The sequence below is a fragment of the Marinifilum breve genome (assembly GCF_003202155.1).
In the GTDB taxonomy this organism is placed as follows: Bacteria; Bacteroidota; Bacteroidia; order Bacteroidales; family Marinifilaceae; genus Marinifilum; species Marinifilum breve.
Map to the genome: position 1 here is coordinate 133,623 of NZ_QFLI01000006.1, position 20,273 is coordinate 153,895.

Annotated in this window: 16 protein-coding genes and 1 tRNA gene; 9 read left to right on the forward strand and 8 right to left on the reverse strand. The window is 34.4% G+C overall.

Going from position 1 to position 20,273, the window contains the following annotated elements:
- Nucleotides 1-13: 13 nt before the first annotated feature.
- The 5 genes from DF185_RS14300 to DF185_RS14320 all read right to left on the reverse strand — a co-directional run bounded on the left by DF185_RS14300 (nt 14) and on the right by DF185_RS14320 (nt 5,592).
- Nucleotides 14-889 (reverse strand): lysophospholipid acyltransferase family protein, encoded by an 876-nt coding sequence (locus tag DF185_RS14300; RefSeq protein WP_110361442.1) that lies wholly within the window; start codon nt 887-889, stop codon nt 14-16.
- Nucleotides 890-915: 26 nt separating this feature from the next.
- On the reverse strand, nt 916-1,716 hold the full coding sequence (locus DF185_RS14305) for an inositol monophosphatase family protein (protein ID WP_110361443.1): 801 nt from the start codon (nt 1,714-1,716) through the stop codon (nt 916-918).
- Between the two features lie 71 nt (nt 1,717-1,787).
- The gene (gene mtaB / locus DF185_RS14310) at nt 1,788-3,119 is read right to left on the reverse strand and encodes a tRNA (N(6)-L-threonylcarbamoyladenosine(37)-C(2))-methylthiotransferase MtaB (RefSeq protein ID WP_110361444.1); all 1,332 of its coding nucleotides are present in this window, start codon (nt 3,117-3,119) and stop codon (nt 1,788-1,790) included.
- 135 nt (nt 3,120-3,254) lie between these two features.
- Nucleotides 3,255-4,160: a Ppx/GppA phosphatase family protein gene (locus DF185_RS14315; RefSeq protein ID WP_110361445.1), complete on the reverse strand. Its 906-nt coding sequence runs from the start codon at nt 4,158-4,160 to the stop codon at nt 3,255-3,257.
- A 100-nt stretch (nt 4,161-4,260) separates the two neighbouring features.
- Nucleotides 4,261-5,592, reverse strand: coding sequence for a PhoH family protein (locus tag DF185_RS14320; RefSeq protein WP_110361446.1), 1,332 nt, complete (start codon nt 5,590-5,592; stop codon nt 4,261-4,263).
- Between the two features lie 268 nt (nt 5,593-5,860).
- On the opposite strand from DF185_RS14320, the gene DF185_RS14325 reads away from it, so the two are divergent.
- From DF185_RS14325 to DF185_RS14335, 3 genes are all read left to right on the forward strand, one after another.
- The gene (locus tag DF185_RS14325) at nt 5,861-7,147 is read left to right on the forward strand and encodes a bifunctional folylpolyglutamate synthase/dihydrofolate synthase (RefSeq protein WP_110361447.1); all 1,287 of its coding nucleotides are present in this window, start codon (nt 5,861-5,863) and stop codon (nt 7,145-7,147) included.
- A 59-nt stretch (nt 7,148-7,206) separates the two neighbouring features.
- Nucleotides 7,207-7,281 (forward strand) — tRNA-Val (locus tag DF185_RS14330).
- 150 nt (nt 7,282-7,431) lie between these two features.
- Nucleotides 7,432-8,085 (forward strand): redox-sensing transcriptional repressor Rex, encoded by a 654-nt coding sequence (locus DF185_RS14335; RefSeq protein ID WP_110361448.1) that lies wholly within the window; start codon nt 7,432-7,434, stop codon nt 8,083-8,085.
- 80 nt (nt 8,086-8,165) lie between these two features.
- Here DF185_RS14335 and DF185_RS14340 read toward each other — a convergent pair whose 3' ends face one another.
- The 3 genes from DF185_RS14340 to DF185_RS14350 all read right to left on the reverse strand — a co-directional run bounded on the left by DF185_RS14340 (nt 8,166) and on the right by DF185_RS14350 (nt 11,246).
- A complete protein-coding gene (locus tag DF185_RS14340; protein WP_110361449.1) occupies nt 8,166-8,414 on the reverse strand; it encodes a DNA-binding protein in 249 nt (82 codons plus the stop codon).
- Nucleotides 8,415-8,518: 104 nt separating this feature from the next.
- Nucleotides 8,519-9,697 (reverse strand): sensor histidine kinase, encoded by a 1,179-nt coding sequence (locus DF185_RS14345; protein ID WP_243421776.1) that lies wholly within the window; start codon nt 9,695-9,697, stop codon nt 8,519-8,521.
- Between the two features lie 169 nt (nt 9,698-9,866).
- The gene (locus DF185_RS14350; RefSeq protein WP_110361451.1) at nt 9,867-11,246 is read right to left on the reverse strand and encodes a sigma-54-dependent transcriptional regulator; all 1,380 of its coding nucleotides are present in this window, start codon (nt 11,244-11,246) and stop codon (nt 9,867-9,869) included.
- 249 nt (nt 11,247-11,495) lie between these two features.
- Here DF185_RS14350 and DF185_RS14355 point away from each other — a divergent pair, with 249 nt between their 5' ends.
- From DF185_RS14355 to DF185_RS14380, 6 genes are all read left to right on the forward strand, one after another.
- A complete protein-coding gene (locus DF185_RS14355) occupies nt 11,496-12,746 on the forward strand; it encodes an efflux RND transporter periplasmic adaptor subunit (RefSeq protein ID WP_110361452.1) in 1,251 nt (416 codons plus the stop codon).
- Between the two features lie 4 nt (nt 12,747-12,750).
- Nucleotides 12,751-15,099, forward strand: a complete 2,349-nt coding sequence (locus DF185_RS14360; protein ID WP_110361453.1) for an ABC transporter permease — start codon at nt 12,751-12,753, stop codon at nt 15,097-15,099.
- 18 nt (nt 15,100-15,117) lie between these two features.
- Nucleotides 15,118-15,801 carry an ABC transporter ATP-binding protein gene (locus DF185_RS14365; protein ID WP_110361454.1) on the forward strand — a complete coding sequence of 228 codons (684 nt, stop codon included), beginning with the start codon at nt 15,118-15,120 and terminating at the stop codon, nt 15,799-15,801.
- 53 nt (nt 15,802-15,854) lie between these two features.
- Nucleotides 15,855-18,293, forward strand: a complete 2,439-nt coding sequence (locus DF185_RS14370; protein WP_110361455.1) for an ABC transporter permease — start codon at nt 15,855-15,857, stop codon at nt 18,291-18,293.
- 27 nt (nt 18,294-18,320) lie between these two features.
- Nucleotides 18,321-18,611: a hypothetical protein gene (locus DF185_RS14375; protein ID WP_110361456.1), complete on the forward strand. Its 291-nt coding sequence runs from the start codon at nt 18,321-18,323 to the stop codon at nt 18,609-18,611.
- 74 nt (nt 18,612-18,685) lie between these two features.
- Nucleotides 18,686-19,930 carry a hypothetical protein gene (locus tag DF185_RS14380; protein WP_110361457.1) on the forward strand — a complete coding sequence of 415 codons (1,245 nt, stop codon included), beginning with the start codon at nt 18,686-18,688 and terminating at the stop codon, nt 19,928-19,930.
- Nucleotides 19,931-20,273: the final 343 nt, after the last annotated feature.

Here is a 20,273-nt window from a genome sequence, read left to right on the forward strand (position 1 = left end):
TTACTGATCACTGTTAACTATCTCTCTTGTGTTTCCAACGCTTGTGAGACCATAGCCAATAAGCAGGATTCTGAGTGATAATTTCATCTAAAACACGGGTATGCTTTTCGCTGATTTCATTGTCTTCGGTCTCTTTCGGATTATCGAACAATGGAATAAAATCAACCTCGTAATAACCACGCTTAACCTTTTGCATTTTGCAAAAAATTACAGCCTGATTCAACTTCTTGGCAATACGCTCGGTTCCTTGCAAAATAGGTGTATCCTGATTTAAAAACTTGGTCCAGTAATGGATGCTTTCTTTTCTGGGAGTTTGATCTCCAAGAAAAACTGTTACCGTAAATTCTTTTTCGCTTCTGTACCTTAGCATGGTTCTTAAAGTATCATCTTTCGGAAGCGTTTTGGCACCAAATCGTTCTCTTAATTGGATGTATAAATTATCGAAAACCTTATTGTGCAATGGTTTATAAATCGGCAACAGATTTACATCTTTCCATGCAGGAAAAGAAGTCATCCATTCCCAATTTCCATAGTGACCAAGAATAGCCATAACACTTTGACCAGATTCTTTGTACTGATCGAAAAAATCAGGTTTTAAAAACTTACATCTTTTTTTGATTTCCTTCTCGCTTATGGTCCATAGCTTAATGGTTTCGATAAAGCTATCGCAGAAATGTGAGAAGAATTCTCTTCCTATTCTCTTAATTTCCTTATCGGATTTATCGGGAAAGGCATTCTTTAAATTGGTATGAACAACCTTTTTGCGATAACCCGCAACATGGTAAACAATAAAGAAAATAATATCAGATAAGATATAAAGTACTCGCAAAGGCAAATAACTTAACAACTTTATAAAGCCATATGCGATATAAGAAAAAAACTTAGCCATGTTTATTAAATCAATAAAAACGAGAGTTATTTAAGCATGTATTTTTGCACCACCGATTTAAATTCCTCCTGAACCAATCCGTTTGATGCAATGATTTCTTTACCGAAGATATAATCATCGCCTCCTTTAAAGTCGCTAACTGCTCCGCCAGCTTGTTTCACCAAGAAGGAACCAGCTGCAACATCCCATGCCTGAAGGCTATATTCGTAAAAAGCTTCGAACCTACCGCAGGCAACATAGGCCAAATCGGTAGCTGCAGAACCAGGACGACGAACACCGTGAGAATTCAGGATGAAGTACTCTAGCGTTGCCATAAAGTTCTTTAGCAAATCGTAATCGTAGTAAGGAAATCCTGTAGCGATTAAGGACGCATCAACCGTTTTTGCCTTAGAAACCTGAATTGCATCGCCATTTAGGAAAGCTCCATTGGCACCTTTCCAGGAATAAAAGCATTCGTTAAGACTGATTTCGTAAACCACTCCCAAAACAATCTCATCATTTTCCTGCAAAGCAATACTTACAGCAAAAGGAGAGAAGCCATGAATGTAATTGGTTGTTCCGTCAAGCGGATCGATAATCCAATTGTAACGATCGGCACGATAGGTTTCCGTTCCTTCCTCGGCAATAAAACCGGCTTCAGGAAGAATCTTCTTCAATTCGGTAACAATTAACTCTTCGGCTGTTTTGTCAACGTAGGTAACAAAATCGTGCATGCCTTTGGTTTCAACAACATCGGCTTTAATTTTATTCTGTTGCTCTTTAATAAAAGCACCAGCTTTTTTAGCGATTTCGTTGGTTTTTAAACACAAATCTTCCAATTGGTTCATGATAAATGCGATTGGTAGTGATTTAAAATTGATAATTTACCTCAAAGCTAATATCAATTCTTGAAATATGATTAAATAATCGGTCTAAAACTGAACTCCGCTTCATTTACCAATTCAGCATCAACATGTCCTTTATCGTTAATGTTTGTAAGCTTAACCTTTGCCAACTGATTACTCAGGTTTTGATTGTAAGGAATTTCTACCTTGATGTAATTTTCGGTGAATCCGTACATTTTACCATTATCGTTGTAGCCTTCAAACAATACTTCAAGTTCCTCGTTCAGGTGTTCCTGATAAAAAGCTCTTAGTTTTTTATCCGATAAAATCTGGAACATTTTAGCACGTCTTTTTCTCTCTTCAAAAGGAACAGATTCTTTAATTTCAAGCGCCTTTGTACCTTGTCTTTCCGAATAAGGGAAAACATGAAGTTGGCTAATTGGCAATTCATTGATGAATTTATAAGCATCGTTGAAATCTTCTTCGCTTTCGCCACGACTACCAGCAATCACATCAACACCAATAAAAGCATCGGGAAGCAATGATTTGATTTTCTTGATACGCTGAGCGAACAATTCTCTGTCGTATCTTCTCTTCATCAATTTCAGAACCTTGTTCGATCCTGCTTGCAATGGAATATGGAAGTGATTTACAAATTTCTTCGAGTCGGCAACAAAGTCGATGATTTCATTGCTCAGCAAGTTTGGCTCTATGGATGAAATTCTGAAACGTTCAATGCCTTCTACTTTCTCAAGCTCTTTAATCAGATCAAGAAATGTCTCATTGGTACTTTTACCAAAATCACCAATGTTAACACCTGTAAGAATAATTTCTTTTGCACCTTCGGCAGCAACCTTTTCAGCCTGTTTTACCGTATCGGCAATGCTGTTGTTTCTGCTTCGTCCTCTTGCATAAGGAATGGTACAGTATGTACAGAAGTAGTTGCAACCATCCTGAATTTTAAGGAAACATCTGGTTCTGTCACCCATTGAATACGAGGTGTGAAAGTCTTTAACAGATTCCACTTCGCAAGGGTGCAATTCACCGGTTCCTTTTTTCTCAAGGTGATCGATATACTTATGGATATTAAATTTTTCGTTCGCTCCCAGAACCAAATCAACACCTGGAATCTCAAGAATTTCCTTTGGCTTTAATTGAGCGTAACAACCAATAACAGCAACAAATGCATTCGGATTGGTTTTAATTACTTTCTTAATGGCTTGTCGGCATTTCTTATCGGCCTGATCGGTTACCGAACAAGTATTGATTACGTAGATATCAGCTTTTTCCGTCATCTTCACCGTTTCAAATCCCATCTCTTTAAATGATCTTCCGATGGTTGAAGTTTCAGAAAAATTCAATTTGCATCCCAATGTGTAAAATGCAACTGTCTTACCTTGCAACATATTCTTTCCCTCTGCTGATTATTAAATTATTGCGATAAAAAAAGAACTGAAACAATTACAATTGAATCAGTTCTATATTATTACAAATAAAATAGTTTGCAAATTTATAAAAAGAATTAGGTTTTAAGGTAATTCTTAGCTAATAAGAAGCCTGTTCGATTTATATTCTTTATAAAGTTGATGAACAATACCATCGGATACCCCAATTTTAGGGACATGAATTCTTTCTGCTTTAGCCCATTCCATAACACTTAAGAAAATAGTTGCTGCAGGAATAATTACATCGGCCCTGTCGGGATTCATGTTGTAATTAATCATTAACTCTTCGTGTGAATATTGTTTTAAATCGTAGAAAATGTTCTTCAGTTCCTTGTAGCTGATATGTTTTTCTTTTCTTGGTGTAGCAAGTTTTACCAAGCGGTTGATATTACCTCCCGATCCAATAATCTCGATGTTTTCACAGTTCGGGCAAATGTCTAACAAGCATTCTTTAATTCGGATAAACTCACCTTTCGGTACGCAATCTTTAAGAATTTTAATGGTTCCAACATTAAAGGAAGCCGAGAAGGTGCAAATACCTTTCGAGAATAAGGTAATTTCGGTACTACCACCACCAACATCAACGTACAGATAGTCTTTGTCTGGCTCTAAAGTATCCGCAATTTTATTGTCGAAGATGATGCTGGCTTCTTCCTTTCCATCAATTATATCAATTTTAATATCCGATTCGTCTTCAATTCGTTTAATGATTTCAGGTCCGTTAGCAGCTTCGCGCATGGCCGATGTAGCACACGCACGATAATTAACAACCTCGTGAACTTCCATTAAATGTCGAAAGGCTTTCATCGATTTAACCAATTTCTCACCTTTTATCGGAGAAATAAATTTATCGATGAAAGTATCGGTTCCCAATCGAATTGGAACCCTGATTAATGATGACTTTTTAAAATGCGTATTCCCGCCCTCCTCAAACACATTCATAAACAATAATCGGATGGCATTTGACCCGATGTCTATGGCGGCAAATTTCATTATTTTCATACTGGTGGATTTGATTTTAATTTTGGTTACAAGCTTCAAATCATCTCATGCTTTCTCTAATCAATTTAAAAGATTTTTGGCAGTAATGCAACTGATATATTTACAGTAAGTTACTTGCTAGTTCAGCCAAGTGACTTCTTTCACCTTTCAATAAGTTTACATGAGCAAAAATATCCTGACCTTTCATCCTGTCTGATAAGTATGCCAAGCCATTTGATTTTTTATCCAGATATGGTGAATCAATCTGCTCGATATCACCCGTGAAAATCATTTTGGTTCCTTCTCCAGCTCTGGTAATTACCGTTTTTATTTCATGTGGAGTCAGATTTTGTGCTTCATCAACAATGAAATAAGTGTTTGACAAACTTCTACCTCGAATGTAGGCCAATGGTGTAATTTGTAGCTTTTCTTCTTTCAGGAGTTCATCAATTTTAAGATATTCCTTACTGTGAAGATTGAACTTATGCTTGATTACACTTAAGTTATCAAACAATGGCTGCATATAAGGACCAATCTTTTCTTTTGCATCGCCAGGAAGATATCCTAAATCTTTATTTGCCAGTGCAACAATTGGTCTTGCCAAAAATATCTGATCGTACATATCGTGTTGGGCAAGAGCCGAGGCCAAGGCTAAAAGGGTTTTACCAGTACCGGCTTTACCTGTTAAGGCAACCAAAGAAATCTTTGGATCCAGTAACGCATTCATCGAGAAGGTTTGTTCAGCATTTCTCGGGTAAATGCCATATGCATTAGGTTTTTCTACTCGGGTAATTAATTTTTCAACCGGATCGTAATGTGCCAATGCACTTGAGGAATTTCCTTTTAAAATGAAATACTCATGACCTGATTTAAGCAAATCAACTCCAAATTCTTCTTCAGGAATGCCTTCGTGACTTTTATATAGAGATGAAATTTTAACATCATCAAAATTTTCAAGAGTCGTAATACCCAGACTCATTACATCTTCCAAATCCTGAACCTGGTCGTTTTTGTAATCTTCAGCAAGAATTCCCAGCGATTTGGCTTTCATTCTAAGATTGATATCCTTGGTAACCAGAATTACTTTTTTACGCTTGTATTGTTTAAAAATGTGTTCAGCTATTGCAAGGATTCTATGATCTGGAATATTTTCATGAAACGAGGCTTTCATTGTAGGAGAGAATTCCTTTCCTGTTTCAATAAAAAGTGTACCTAAGCCTTTGCCAAGCTTAGCACCATCTTTAAAAAGGTTATCGCCCGAAATTCGATCAAGCTCTCTTGTGAATTCTCTGGCATGAAAATTTATCTGATCATTTCCTTTTTTAAATTTATCCAACTCTTCGAGAACAGTAATTGGAATAACAACATCGTTCTCTTCAAAATTATAAATTGAATTAAAGTCGTGCAGGATAACGTTTGTATCCAAAACGAAAATCTTTTTGAGTTTTGCCATATTGGGTGTTGTTAGAGGTTAATTTCGACCAATAGATGCAGTCGATTTACAATTGCGAATTAAAAACTGTTTCAACTTAAATTGGTTAGACTTCGGTTTCTGATTATAAATCAGTGTGTAAGGTTTTTCTCTTTTGAAATATTCAAATATTACAGTCTTTAATACTTTTAATTTAGCAAAAAATATAGGAAAATCATGCTATGAAATATTTTTTTAAGAATTTTTACTCTTCTTTGCAAAAGATTTAAAATCAGTAAAGATTTTTAAAATGACTTATCAGGAAACACTAGACTATATGTTCACTCAGCTACCTATGTACCAACGTACAGGGAAAGCTGCTTATAAAGCTAATCTGGATAATACATTGGCTTTAGATGCATACTTTAACCATCCTCATAAAAAATTTAAGACCGTTCATGTTGCAGGAACAAATGGAAAGGGCTCTGTATCTCATTCTGTTGCATCTGTATTGCAAAAATCAGGTTTAAAGGTTGGTTTGTATACGTCTCCACACTTGCGTGATTTTAGAGAGAGAATCAAGATTAATGGACAAATGATTTCAGAATCGGCAGTAGTTGATTTTATCGCAAATCACAAGGCTAAATTCGAAGAGTTAAAACCATCATTTTTTGAAATGACAGTTGCACTGGCCTTTGAATACTTTGCATTGGAAGAAGTGGATATTGCTGTTGTTGAAGTTGGTTTGGGAGGAAGATTAGACTCTACCAACATTATTTCTCCTTTAGTTTCGGTAATTACCAATATTAGTAAGGATCATACCAACCTATTAGGAAATGATATTTGTGATATTGCAAAAGAAAAGGCTGGAATTATAAAACCAGAGGTTCCTGTTGTGATTGGAGAGAGGCAAGTGTTAGTTGAAGATGTTTTTAAAGAAATTGCACTAGAGAGGGAATCTAATATTCTATTTGCTGAGGATGTTTATGAGTTTAGGAACGCTAAAATTACAACTGGTAAGCAGGAGTTAAGTTTCTTTTCGTTGAAACAGGAAGAAGAGGTTCGGATTGAATGTGATTTGTTGGGGAAATATCAGAAGAAAAATATAAGAACTGCCATTTGTGCATTGGAACAATTGAAAGCTCAAGGTATTCCTATTTCTTATGAGAACATCTATTCAGGACTTTCACAAATTGTTAAGGAAACAGGATTATTAGGACGTTGGCAAGTTTTGCAGGAAAATCCCAAGGTAATTTGTGATACAGGTCATAATGCAGCTGGAATTAGAGAAATAATTGAGCAAATCGGCATGATCGATTACAGAAAACTGAACATTGTTTTTGGCTTGGTAGATGATAAAAATACTGATGAAGTACTAAGCTTAATGCCTAAGGACGCACATTATTATTTTACTCGTGCGAGTATTCCAAGAGCATTGAATGAAAAGAGACTTCAGGAGCTTGCAAGTGCTTATGATTTAAGGGGGGAAACCTACTCAACGGTAGCTGAAGCATTGAATGCCGCAAAGTCAAATTCAGAAAAAGAAGATATGATTTTTGTGGGTGGTAGCACCTTTGTTGTAGCAGAGGTAGTGTAAACAAAAGCAAAAAAAATATTGCATCGTAAAAATTTCTGTTTATATTTGCACCCGCAGAGGGGCGATTAGCTCAGTTGGTTCAGAGCACTTGGTTTACACCCAAGGGGTCATAAGTTCGAATCTTATATCGCCCACTTTTTATTTGTTTAGTTGTAAAAACTAACAACTTATCCCCAGCGCCAAAAAATCATTTTTTTAGTAATACGTAAAAAAATCAATAAAGAAATTTTTCTTTAATAAAAACTTCTTTATTTTTGTCTTGATTTTGGTATAAGAAATTTTCTATGGTTCAATATTCTAAAAAAATTCAGGCGGTTCCAGAACCAACTATTAGACGTATGCCTTCATATTTAGCATTTGCTGAAGGTTTGTTGCGTAAAGGTCAGCAGTTTGTGTCATCAACTCAAATTGCAAATTATATGAACATAGACCCTACGCAGGTTACAAAAGATTTATCTTACACTACAATAGTTGGTAAAACCAGAGTTGGATACGAGGTAAAAGCGATTGTTGATGTTTTATCGGAATTTCTTGGTTTTTCGGTAATGGATAATGCATTCCTTGTAGGAGCAGGTTCGTTAGGATCGGCTTTGCTACATGATAGTGGATTAAATCATTTTGGATTAAAAATTGAGGCTGCTTTTGATATAAATCCAGCTACAATAGGTCGAAAAATTAATGATGTTGAGGTATTTCACATCGATCAATTTAGAGATTTAGCACAGGAATTGAATGTGATTATGGGGATTATAACTGTTCCTGCTGAAAATGCTCAAACCGTAGCTGACCTTATGGTAGCATGGGGAATTAAGGCAATTTGGAACTTTACTCCGGCAAGAATTAAGGTGCCTGATGATATCATTGTTCAGAATACTACTTTGTATTCGAACCTTGCAATTATTTTTAACAAGTTGCATCAGGACAAGAGAGAAGAATAAGTATTTGCGATATACTACTAAAAAAGGGTTTTGATGATATTCAAAACCCTTTTTTATTTATTTGATGTCAAATTTGCTTTTTAGGCATCCTCCAAAATACGGAAAGCATGATCTAAAATTGTAGTATCATCGAGTTCAACAATCCCTCCATTAGGGCCTTGCTCAACATGGATTCCAGTACTTTTACCTTCATCAAAATTTGTTCCACCAAAATAATTTCTAACTGTTTCTACGTTTAGTTGTAAATCTTTCGCAATCCTTTGCATGCTGCCATCTGGCAAACGATCCTTAATTTGTCTTAGCTCATTAAATGTGATTGTCTTAGTCATATGCTGTATATTTTATTAAGGGTTAGAAATATATTTGCCCTTTAAATTTAATGAAAGAATTTCTTAAATTAAAATTATTAGAATGTTAATTCTTACAGCATTAATTAAAAAGTTAAGGTAAAACTGGTTCGTTCATCAGGTACAGAATGGGCTGTAATCGTGCCTCCATGCAGGCGTAATATCTGTTTTGAAAGACTCAAACCAATGCCTGAACCTTTTGGTTTTGTTGTAAAAAACGGTATAAATACTTTGTCCAAAACTTCTTTAATAATTCCTTGTCCATTGTCATTAACCTGAATTGAGATTCTGCCGCGCGAATTCATATAGGCCTTTAATTCAATTTTAGGATTTTCGGTATGTTCTACTGCATGAATCGAGTTTTTGATCAAGTTGATTAATACTTGTTCAATCAGTTGTTCATCGGCCGAAAGTTCTATTGATTCCGGATTAATGCTTATTTCACATTCAATTCCATTTCGCTTGATCTCTTCCTCCATTAATCGATGAATGTTATCGAATAATTTTTGAACCTGGAAAATGCTGAAATTAGGCTTAGGAATTTTCGTAAGGTTACGATATGTATCCACAAAATGAAGAAGTCCTGAGCTTCTCTTATGAATGGTTTCTAAGGCCATTTTCACCTCGTTCAGAGTCTCTAAATCCTGCTCTTCGAAACGATTGGTATTGTTTTCACCAAAATCATCAAGGATGGTTGTTAAGGTTGTAGATAAAGATGAAATCGGAGTAATTGAATTCATGATCTCATGTGTTAATACTCTAATTAGTTTTTGCCAAGATTCTATCTCTTGTTCTTCCAATTCGTACTGAATATTCTTTATCGAAACCAAAATAACCTGACGATTGTTGATTTTAAACTCGGTGGCATAAACAGCCAACTGTAGAATATCGTCGTTATCGTTGACCTTTATCAAGGTATTCTCGCCATGTTTTAGGCTTAGTAAGGAATCAACCAAGTCAGGACTAAAAGATTTTAAATCCTGAATCATTTTAAGATTACTAATCTGAAACAATTTTTTGGAGGCATTGTTTATCATCTCCACCTTTCCATCTCGATGAAAAGCAATCAAGCTGATACCAATGTGTTGGATTACAGTTTGCAGATAGAAGTAATGTTCTTCTTTTTCAGCCCTGATTTTTTGAAAGTCAGTTATAACTGCATTAAATGATTCTTGTAATTTATCAAATGAACTGCCTAAACCTTGTACTTGAAAATTTCTGGTAAAATCCGAATATCGAATTGATTCCAGGAAATTTTTAAGCAAACGGTTAGTTTTCTCGACGTACCTAATTATCTCGTAAACTTGATAAATTATGGCAATAAAAGTCAAGCTCGCCGTAAAGTATAAACTTTTTTTGGCGACTAGGTAAAATAACAGGAATATCGTTGCTGATAGAACGATAATCCTGATAATAAAGTTAATTCGGAAGCTTTTATAAACCATATTTTTCTAATCTTCTGTATAAAGAGGTTCTTGTTAAGCCAAGTTCGCCTGCTGCTTTAGATATGTTTCCTTTATTTGTTTTTAATACCTTTTGAATGATATTTTTTTCTACCTCTTCGAGATTGTAGGAATCAAATTCAACATCATCTTGCTGACTTCTTTCCATACTAATTTGAAAATCGGATGGTTCAAGGTTTTTATCGTCAGCCATAATAACTGCTCTTTCCATTTGATGTTGAAGCTCACGAACATTACCAGGCCAACCGTAATCGTATAGTTTATTGATACAAGCTTTTGATAAAGGACTTATTCTCTTTTTGTACTTCTTTGAATAGATTTCAAGGAAATGATTAGCCAATAAAGGAATGTCTTCATAACGCTCACGAAGTGGAGGAAGATCTATTTCTACAGTATTTATTCTATAAAGTAAATCTTGTCGATATTTCTCTTCTGATGCCATTTGTTTTAGAGGCATGTTGGTGGCACAGATTAAGCGAATATCTATTGGAATTGGTTTGTTCGATCCAACTCTAATTACCTCTCTTCTCTCTAAAACTGTAAGAAGTTTAGCTTGCATTGGCAAACTTAAATTACCAATTTCATCAAGGAACAACGTTCCACCTGAAGCAATTTCAAATCTTCCTGGTCTATCAGCTCTGGCGTCAGTAAATGCACCTTTAACATGACCGAAAAGTTCGCTTTCAAATAAGTTTTCATTAATTGATCCTAGATCTACACTAACAAATACTTCATCTTTTCTACTTGAATTACGGTGAAGAGCTCTTGCGACCAATTCTTTTCCAGTTCCATTTTCACCTAAAATCAATACATTGGCATCTGTTTTAGAAACTTTTGTAATGGTTTGAAATACTTGTTGCATTTCTGGAGATGTACCAATGAAATCGTTAAATGGCTGGTCGAGAACCGCATTTAATTCTTTTTGTTTGGTTTTTAATTCGCTAACCTCTTCTTTGGATTTGCGCAATTTAATTGCAGAAGAAATTGTAGCTAATAATTTCTCATTTTGCCAAGGCTTAAGAATGAAATCAGTAGCTCCGGCCTTTATTGCTTTTACTGATTTTTCAATATCTCCATATGCAGTAATGAATAAAACTACTGCTCGAGGATCAATTTCAAGTATTTTGTTTAGCCAATGATATCCTTCCTGACCGCTAATAGCATCTTTTGTGAAGTTCATATCTAAAAGAATAACATCGTATTCTTCTTGCTTCATAAGTTTAGGGATCATTTCAGGATCGGATTCAGTATGTATGAGTTCTACATGTTGTTTCAATAGTAGTTTAAGTGAAAACAATATATCCTCATTGTCATCAATGGCCAATATTTTTCCGCTTTTTTGCACTGTCATAATATCTATTAATTTGTGAGTTCAATTTATTTTGTTTAAATCTGGACTCAAGTTATTACTAATATTTCAGAAATAAAAAAATGCTGTACGTAATCGAACAGTTCGTGTATTAATTTCGTTCAAACTTTGGACATGTTTCTGGTGGTAATTTATTTTAAGTTGTTGTGATTCAGTTTTAAGTTGTGTTTGGCATGAAAGTGGTTATTATTAGGGCGTGTTTGAAAAAGGTATATAACAAGTCAAAAAAATATGGATAGAATTATTGAGAAGAAGCCATGGTATCTTCAAAAGAAAAATTGGTATCTGGCTGTCGGCGTAATTGCCATAGTTATTCTCTACTCAGCGTTTTTAGGAACATCAGGATTAAGTTATAGAGTAGATGAAGAAACCCTTTCGATTGCGGATGTAAAAAACGATTATTTTCAGGAGTACATTGCTAGAACCGGTACGGTTAATCCAATAACAACGGTTTATCTGGATGCCATTGAAGGTGGTCGGGTAGAAGAGATTTTACTGGAAGAAGGAAGCATGGTGCAAAAAGGTGATATTATTCTTCGTCTGAGTAATTCGGAATTAAATTTGCAAATTCTGAATTCGGAAGCTGCATTTACAGAGCAGGTAAATAGGTTAAGAGATACTCGTCTGAGTATGGAACAAGATCGATTAAATATTAAGCGCAATTTATTAGATATTGATTTAAATTTAGCAAAGAGCAAAAGGCAATATACTCGTAACAAAACATTTTTCGAGAAAGATTTAATTGCACAAGAAGAATTTGAGGCATCAAGAGATGATTACTTTTATCACAAAAAGGTAAGAGATCTGCTATTGGAGCGTCAAAAAACAGATTCTCTTTCCAGAACAATTCAAATTGAAAGGTTGGAAGCGAACTTGCAAAAGATGGAGGATAATCTGGATTTGGTGCGAGAAAAGTTACAGAATTTGAACGTGAAAGCTCCTGTTAGTGGGCAGTTGGGAGCATTAAATGCAGAGCTTGGAGAATCAAAATCAAAAGGTCAGAGGCTTGGTCAGGTAAACGTTCTTGATAATTACAAGATTAACGCTATGGTTGATGAACTTTATATTGCCAGATTAAATAAAGGATTAAATGCTAGTTTTAAGTTTAATGGTAAAGAATATCAATTGATCGTATCGAAAGTATATCCTGAAGTTAGAAATGGACAATTTGAAATTGATTTAAAATTTGCAAGCGAATTGCCTAATGGAATTAGAACAGGTCAAACTTTCAGAACGAAAATAGAGTTGGGAGAGCCAAGAGAAGCACTTTTGATTCCTAGAGGTGGATTCTTCCAAAGTACTGGTGGGCAATGGATATTTGTTGTAGATTCATCGGGTGAATTTGCCGTGAGAAGAGAGATTAAGTTAGGGAATCAGAATCCTAAATATTATGAAGTTCTAGAAGGATTGAAACCAGGAGAAAAGGTAATAACAAATAGTTATGAACTTTACGGTGAATCTGAGAAGTTACTTTTAAAGTAAGCTAATGATTAAAATTTTACTCAATACTGTTATTCGTAATTTGTACAAGCAAAAAGTATATTCTATAGTTAATATATTAGGCTTAGCTACAGGAGTTACTTGTACACTTTTAATACTGATTTGGGTAAATTATGAGCTTAGTTTTGATACCTATCATAAGGATATTGAGAGGATTTATACGGTTTATGAAAATCAAAAATATGCCGATGGAGATATTTTTTCTGTGTATTCAACTCCAAGTCCACTTGCAGAATCATTAAAGGAAGAATATCCAGAGGTTGAGTATGCTTCGAGGTTGGTAAGTACATGGGGGCAATTGGTTTTATCGGCCAATGGAAAAACCTTTGTTGAAACTGGTGGGAAAATTGTTGATCCGGATTTCTTTAAAATATTCTCGATACCTGTTTTGTATGGTGATTACATTAGTCCTTTGTCAAATGAAAGTACAATTGTTTTAAGTCGAAGATTATCTGAAAAACTATTTGGAGACATTGATCCTATAGGATTAAGTATTGAGATCAATTCAAATTATCAATTTATAGTAGGCGCTGTAGTAGAAAATGCACCAGAGAACTCTTCAATACATTACGATTTCTTTCTTCCGTTCAAGTTTTTTAAAGAGTATTGGGAGTATGATTTAAGTGATTGGGAAGCAAACTCATTTCATTTATTCGTTAAGTTAAAGGATGGAGCCAATAGTGAATATTTGGCTGAAAATATAAGACATCATGTCCGTCAGCGAATCCCGTATTCTAATGTTGAATTGGATTTACAGGCATTTGAGAAGTATCACTTGTATTCAATTAGTAAAAATAAATCCGGCCCAATTTGGTATGTTCAGGTGTTTTTGTTGGTTGCAGTTCTAATCCTTTTGATAGCTTGTTTTAATTATATGAATTTGGCTACGGCCCGATCTGAACGAAGAGCCAGGGAAGTTGCAATTCGAAAAGTGGTTGGAGCTCAAAGACGAGGATTGGTAGGACTGTTTTTAACCGAGTCTATAGTTTTCACAACCATTGCGCTAGGATTGGGTATAGTGTTCGTGGAATTATTATTACCTGTTTTTAGTGATCTTACCAATAGAACGTTAACCTTAAATCCAGGTAACCTGAAGTTTTTAATTGCGGTGGTTCTAATTGTTCTAAGTACAGGAGTTTTATCGGGCAGTTATCCTGCGCTTTTCCTCTCATCATTTTTACCAATTCAGGTTATAAGGGGGGTGTTTAGGCAAGATTCCGCCATGCTGCGAAAGGTGTTGGTAATTATACAATTTACCATGTCAATTGCTCTTTTTATTTGTACTTGCGTGATATATAAACAACTCAATTTTTTAAAAGATTCAGATGTTGGTTATAACAAAGACAACATAGTGTATGTTGAAATGCTTGATGATTTTTATGAAGAATATTCAGAGTTGAAAGGAGAGTTATTAAAAATCCCAGGAGTTCATTGGGTGACAGCAGCCAACCAAATGCCGGTTAATTTTTTAAACTCAACATGGGATGTGAATTGGCCTAATAAATCAGTGGATTCAGAGGATGTGTTGTTTCAGTTATCCTTTGTCGACTTTGATTTCATAGAAACATTTGAAATGGATGTAATCCAAGGAAGAGGCTTTTCCAATCAGTTTGGAGAAGATACTTTAAAATTCATAATAAATGAATCTGCGGCTGAAAAGATGGGTATGGTTTATACTATTGGAGAAAAAATTAGTCTTTGGAATTATACAGGAGAGGTAATTGGGATAGTAAAGGATTTTAATTTTAATAGTTTACAGGTTGGAGTTGATCCTTTGATAATGATGAGGAAGCCAAGTTCTTTTAAATATATAGGAATTAGAGTGGGTGAAGATAAGGATCCAATAATCAATAAAATAAGAAAAGTTTGGAATAGGAAGTTTTCTCATATTCCATTTAATTATAGGTTATTAGAAGAGGATTTTAATTATTTCTACCAGGCAGAATCAAGAATGGGGAAATTGTTTGCCTCATTCACGGCAATTGCATTTATTATTTCTTGCCTTGGATTATTTGGTTTGGTTTCATTTATCACTGAAAATAAAGCCAGAGAGGTAGCATTACGAAAAGTATTTGGAGCTAATGTTGATAATGTTTTCCAGTTGTTGTTTAAAGAAATTTTAAAATGGATTGTCTTATCAATTGCCATTGCTTGGATCATATCATTTTTTGCAATGGAATGGTGGCTGAATGGTTTTGCTTATAGAATTGAAATGGGGATTGGAATATTTATTATGGCAGCAGTTTTATCTCTTCTTGTTGCATGTTTAACCATTTATAGACAGATAGCACGTTTGGTTACAATTGCTCCTGCACATGTTTTGAAATACGAATAAATTATAAATAAAAAGGCTATGATTAAAACTAAAAATTTAATAAAAATTTTCCGTACTGATGAGGTGGAAACTACAGCTCTGAACAATGTGAATTTAGAGATTAATGAAGGTGAATTTGTTGCCATTATGGGACCTTCGGGATGTGGGAAATCTACATTATTAAACATTATTGGTTTACTTGATAATCCAAGCGAGGGAGAAATGCATTTTAATGGATATCAGGTTGAAAATTATACAGAACGTCAAAGAACAAATCTGCGAAAGGAAAATATTGGTTTTGTATTTCAAAGCTTTAACCTAATTGATGAGTTAACTGTATTTGAAAATGTTGAATTGCCTTTGCTTTATATGAAGGTGTCAGGGTCTGAAAGAAAAAGACGCGTAAATGAAGCTTTGGAAAGAATGAATATTGCTCATAGAGCTAAACATTTTCCTCAGCAGTTATCAGGAGGACAACAACAGAGAGTAGCGATCGCAAGAGCGGTAATTTCAAATCCTAAATTAATACTTGCCGATGAGCCTACAGGTAATTTGGATTCGGCAAACGGAGAAGAGGTTATGAACCTTTTAACTCAACTAAACGAAGAGGGGACGACCATTATCATGGTTACTCACTCTCCATCAGATGCGGATAGAAGTCATAGAATCATTCAGCTGTTCGACGGTCATGTAGTAACAGAAAATATGAGACAAAAATTATAAAACCCAAAGCCCTTAAAAACCCCACATCTACTTGTTTCATTAATAGAATTGCTATGTTCAAAAATTTCTTAATTACCATTATTCGAAATTTTAATCGAAATAAGTTTTATACAATCCTAAATGTGGTTGGATTGTCTGTGGGATTAATATGTGCAATTCTCATTGTACTATTTATACAGGAGGAATTGTCCTACGATAAGTACAATGTGAATCATAAGAGAATTGTAAGATTATCGTCTGATTTTACGCTTAATGGAAAGCGTGATAGGGTCGCAACATCACCCATGCCATTTGGTCCTACTTTTAAGCAGGAATTTCCCGAAGTTGAAGATTTTGTTAGAGTTCAAGGGTCAGGAAGGCAGCAATTTAGATATAAAGACAAGGAGTTTTATGAAGAAAGAATCTCGTATATTGATTCAAGTGTATTTAATGTTTTTAGCTATAATTTAATTCAGGGTGATCCTGATAAGGCACTTACCGAACCATATACAATTGTTCTAAATCAGACTTTAGCTAAAAAGTATTTTGGCGATGAGGATCCGATTGGGAAAGTTTTAATCGTTGGGGAGAATAGATCATTTACCGTAACTGGTGTGATGGAAGATATTCCCAGAAACAGCCATTTTAAGTTTCGTGGATTTTATTCCATGAAAACACTTGAAGCCATTCGTGGAGCTGAGGAGTTTAATAGTACTGAACCAATTACATTTTGGAGTTTTAGTAACTATACTTTCTTATTGTTGAAAGAGAATACAAATATAGATGCTTTAAAGTCTAAATTTCCTCTGTATTACAATAAGTATATGAAGGCTTTGGGCGATCAATTGGGGATAGAATATCATTTAGTTGTTCAAAAACTTGCAGATATTCACTTGAAGTCCGACCTACAATGGGATGCGCCAACAGGAAATATTAAATACATATTTATATTATCAGCTATAGCCTTTTTTATTTTATCGATTGCTGGGATCAATTATATGAATATGGCAACAGCTCGTTCATCAAAACGGGCAAGAGAGGTTGGTGTTAGAAAAGTTGTGGGCGCTCATCGTGATACTTTGATTCGACAATTTCTGATGGAGAGTTTATCGCTAACTCTTCTGGCATTGGCAATTGCCGTTATTGTTGTTGAATTAATATTGCCGGTTTTTAATTCTTTAGTAGATAAAGATTTATCGCTTTCTGTTAGTGAAACTCCTGAAATATTAGTGTTTAGTGTAGTTTTGGCATTAGTATTAGGAATAGTTTCTGGTAGCTATCCAGCTTTTTATCTGTCATCATTTCATCCGGCTACTATTTTAAAAGGTTCTACTATAAAAGGAAAAGCGGGAGCATTGCTTCGTAAGCTTTTGGTGATTTCTCAATTTACTGTTTCCGCGATAATGATAAGTGGAACTATAATAGTTGGGGTTCAGCTAAATTACATGAATAACAAGGATATGGGCTTTAGCAAAGAAGATGTCTTGGTTAGTATTGTAAGAGATTCACTAATGCGAACCAAGATTGAACCTTTAAAGGATGAACTGAAGAAAAATCCAAATATAAACTCTGTAGCAACGTCAAATACCCTAATAGGATTTGATGGTTCGAAAACGGTGCATTTATATGAGGGGGAAGAAGGAATGGAGCAATATGCACTGAATTTTAGTGTTATTGATTTCGATTACCTGGATATGATGCGAATGAAGGTCATGCAAGGTAGAAAATTTAACAGAAATATTGCTTCAGATACTAGTAGTGCATTCATTGTTAATCAAGCGGCGGCAAGAAAGTTTAATTGGAATGAGAAAGCTGTTGGTAAAAAATTACAATTGGGTGTTGAACTTGAAGGAGAAGAAGATAATGATGGTATCATGAAAGGTGAGGTGGTAGGTGTTGTTGCTGATTTCCACTATCGACCTTTGCGTGAAAATATAGAACCTATCAATTTTCTGGTAAGTGAAAATGCTCATCACAGAAGAGTATTATACGTAAAGCTTAATCAGGAAAATAGAGAGGAGAGTATAAAGTATATTGAAAATGTATGGAATAAATTTAGTCCAAAAATGGCTTTTAATTATTTCTTTTTGGATGAAAAGTTGAGGGAGAATTACGATTCTGAAGTAAGGTTGACCTGGATATTTTCCATCTTTTCTTTGTTGAGTATTTTAATTGCATCACTTGGATTGTTTGGTCTGTCTTCGTTTATGGCTGAGCAAAGAACCAAAGAACTAGGTATCCGAAAGGTATTGGGAGCATCGGTAAATCAATTGGTAAACCTTTTAACCAAAGAGTTTGTTCGATTAATTCTGATTGCAAATGTTATTGCAGTTCCAATTGCATATTGGGCAATGAATTCATGGCTAAATGACTTCTCATATCGAATTCAAATTAGTTGGTGGATATTTCTTCTTACGCTAATTGTTTCCTTGGTGATCGGAGTATTTACAGTTTCATGGCAATCGTTTAGAGCGGCTTCTGCCGATCCAGTAAATGCAATTAAATATGAATAACTACAATTAACCTAAAACCTAATAAACATGAGAGAAATTTGTGTGCCAATTCCGTTTACCGATGATGAACAGGTAGCTGAAGTTGAAGTAAAATTTGCTTATCGAAAAATAAGTGTTCAATATCGACTAGAATCTTTTGTTTGGGATGTAAGTGAAGATCCTGATTTTGATCCAGAAGATGGTATCACAGAAGATTTGATGAAAATCTATAAGCTAAAAAAACTAATAGCTGAATATGATCCTTCATGGGAGTTAATACAGATTTTTACGCCTGCCGAAAATTCAAAATATATTCAGGTTCTGTTCCGAAAAAAATAAATTTACTTTGCAGCTGTAACTAATGTGTCGGTTGTGCGTCTTACAATCGATTCAGAACAATAAAAGCTGTGAATATGGAATATCTAAGTAAGATTGTATTATTTTTTTCTTTGTTTTTTACAATTCTATTGAGTGCTTTAGGAATTAAGGCGCAAAATTATCCATGCTATTTATATGGCTCAATAACGACTGTTGATGGGGATGTTTATGAAGGGCCAATTAGGTGGAATGATGAAGAGGTGTTTTTAACAGATGTTTTCAATTCCGAGAAGATAGAAAACCCATATTTGAAATATATCAAGGAAGAGAAAAAGAGGGTAGTTGAGTACAAGCGTAGAAGAGGAACATCGTGGTATAGAGTGGAATATGGCAATGATCAATCTTATAGTGCATTTAATCGAAAATTTGAATGCAGATTTGGTGACATTAAATCGATCTCGGTAACAGGAAGAGAATCTGTTAACCTTGAGCTTAAAACAGGAAAATTTATAAACCTATCAGGTGGATCTAATGATGTTGGCAATCAAGTCTGGATAATGGATCATGAACTTGGTTTGCTAAAAATTGATTGGAACAGAATTGATGTTGTTAACTTTTTTTCTCCAGAGAAGCAACCTATTGAAAATTATGGAGAACCAATCTATGGTAAAATCACAACCACAATTGGCGAATTTACTGGATTTATTCAATGGGATCATGATGAAAGGTTATTGCAAGATAAGTTGGATGGAGTAAGTCGAGATGGTGATATGGATATTCCATTTACTAAAATCAGTAAAATACAAAAAGAGGAGAACGGTTCAAGAGTTACCTTATTGTCTGGACGTAGTTTACTATTGAAATCTTCTAATGACGTATCACGAAACAACAGAGGAATAATTGTTACTATACCAAATGTTGGACGTATAGATTTTACCTGGAAACATTTTTTATCTCTTGAATTATTGCCTCTTCCAGAAAGTGCAATGGCTTGTTTTTCTGAATTTAAAGATTCGGAAAGATTATATGGGAAAATAACAAATAAGGAAGGCGAAAATTTTGAAGGGGTAATTGTTTACGATTTAGATGAGGCAATGGATTCCGAAATATTAAATGGTTTCAATGATGAACTCGAATTTTCGGTACCGTTTAGGAATGTGCGAAAAATTATTCCTAAATCTTACAATTATTGTTTGGTAGAATTAAAAAGTGGACAAAATCTATTTTTAGGTGACCAAACTGATGTTTCTGGCAAGAATGCAGGGATATTGATTTTTATAGGTAATGATGAGTATAAGATTTTTGATTGGGAAGAAATTCAAGAAATAGAATTCATGTAAATTGTTAATGGAATAAATTGAATTAATAAAATATAATCGTCTGAAACTATTGAAAAACCTGATCATTTTAAAGTGTGATCAGGTTTTTTTTATAAACTTTTGATTTAAATCAAATTACACTTGTTTAATATTAATAAAACAAAAAACTATACCTACCTTGGAGAAATAAAGTGCAAATTGATCTGCAAATAATCCTTGGGTAATAATTAATATGTTGAAATTTTTCCCCAAATTTGAAACTTATTTGTTTTTCTCTCGTCAAAACAAGAAGTTCTTTTATAAAAAGAATAATTGATTTTATCTAACCTGTTGGTGAGTTTGACTGATTAGAAATCTGTTTGTT

Bases quoted from the DNA above. Each gene is read 5' to 3' on its own strand.
- DF185_RS14300 (WP_110361442.1), bottom strand. From the start codon at position 889: ATGGCTAAGTTTTTTTCTTATATCGCATATGGCTTTATAAAGTTGTTA.
- DF185_RS14305 (WP_110361443.1), bottom strand. From the start codon at position 1,716: ATGAACCAATTGGAAGATTTGTGTTTAAAAACCAACGAAATCGCTAAA.
- mtaB (WP_110361444.1), bottom strand. From the start codon at position 3,119: ATGTTGCAAGGTAAGACAGTTGCATTTTACACATTGGGATGCAAATTG.
- DF185_RS14315 (WP_110361445.1), bottom strand. From the start codon at position 4,160: ATGAAAATAATGAAATTTGCCGCCATAGACATCGGGTCAAATGCCATC.
- DF185_RS14320 (WP_110361446.1), bottom strand. From the start codon at position 5,592: ATGGCAAAACTCAAAAAGATTTTCGTTTTGGATACAAACGTTATCCTG.
- DF185_RS14325 (WP_110361447.1), top strand. From the start codon at position 5,861: ATGACTTATCAGGAAACACTAGACTATATGTTCACTCAGCTACCTATG.
- DF185_RS14335 (WP_110361448.1), top strand. From the start codon at position 7,432: ATGGTTCAATATTCTAAAAAAATTCAGGCGGTTCCAGAACCAACTATT.
- DF185_RS14340 (WP_110361449.1), bottom strand. From the start codon at position 8,414: ATGACTAAGACAATCACATTTAATGAGCTAAGACAAATTAAGGATCGT.
- DF185_RS14350 (WP_110361451.1), bottom strand. From the start codon at position 11,246: ATGACAGTGCAAAAAAGCGGAAAAATATTGGCCATTGATGACAATGAG.
- DF185_RS14355 (WP_110361452.1), top strand. From the start codon at position 11,496: ATGGATAGAATTATTGAGAAGAAGCCATGGTATCTTCAAAAGAAAAAT.
- DF185_RS14360 (WP_110361453.1), top strand. From the start codon at position 12,751: ATGATTAAAATTTTACTCAATACTGTTATTCGTAATTTGTACAAGCAA.
- DF185_RS14365 (WP_110361454.1), top strand. From the start codon at position 15,118: ATGATTAAAACTAAAAATTTAATAAAAATTTTCCGTACTGATGAGGTG.
- DF185_RS14370 (WP_110361455.1), top strand. From the start codon at position 15,855: ATGTTCAAAAATTTCTTAATTACCATTATTCGAAATTTTAATCGAAAT.
- DF185_RS14375 (WP_110361456.1), top strand. From the start codon at position 18,321: ATGAGAGAAATTTGTGTGCCAATTCCGTTTACCGATGATGAACAGGTA.
- DF185_RS14380 (WP_110361457.1), top strand. From the start codon at position 18,686: ATGGAATATCTAAGTAAGATTGTATTATTTTTTTCTTTGTTTTTTACA.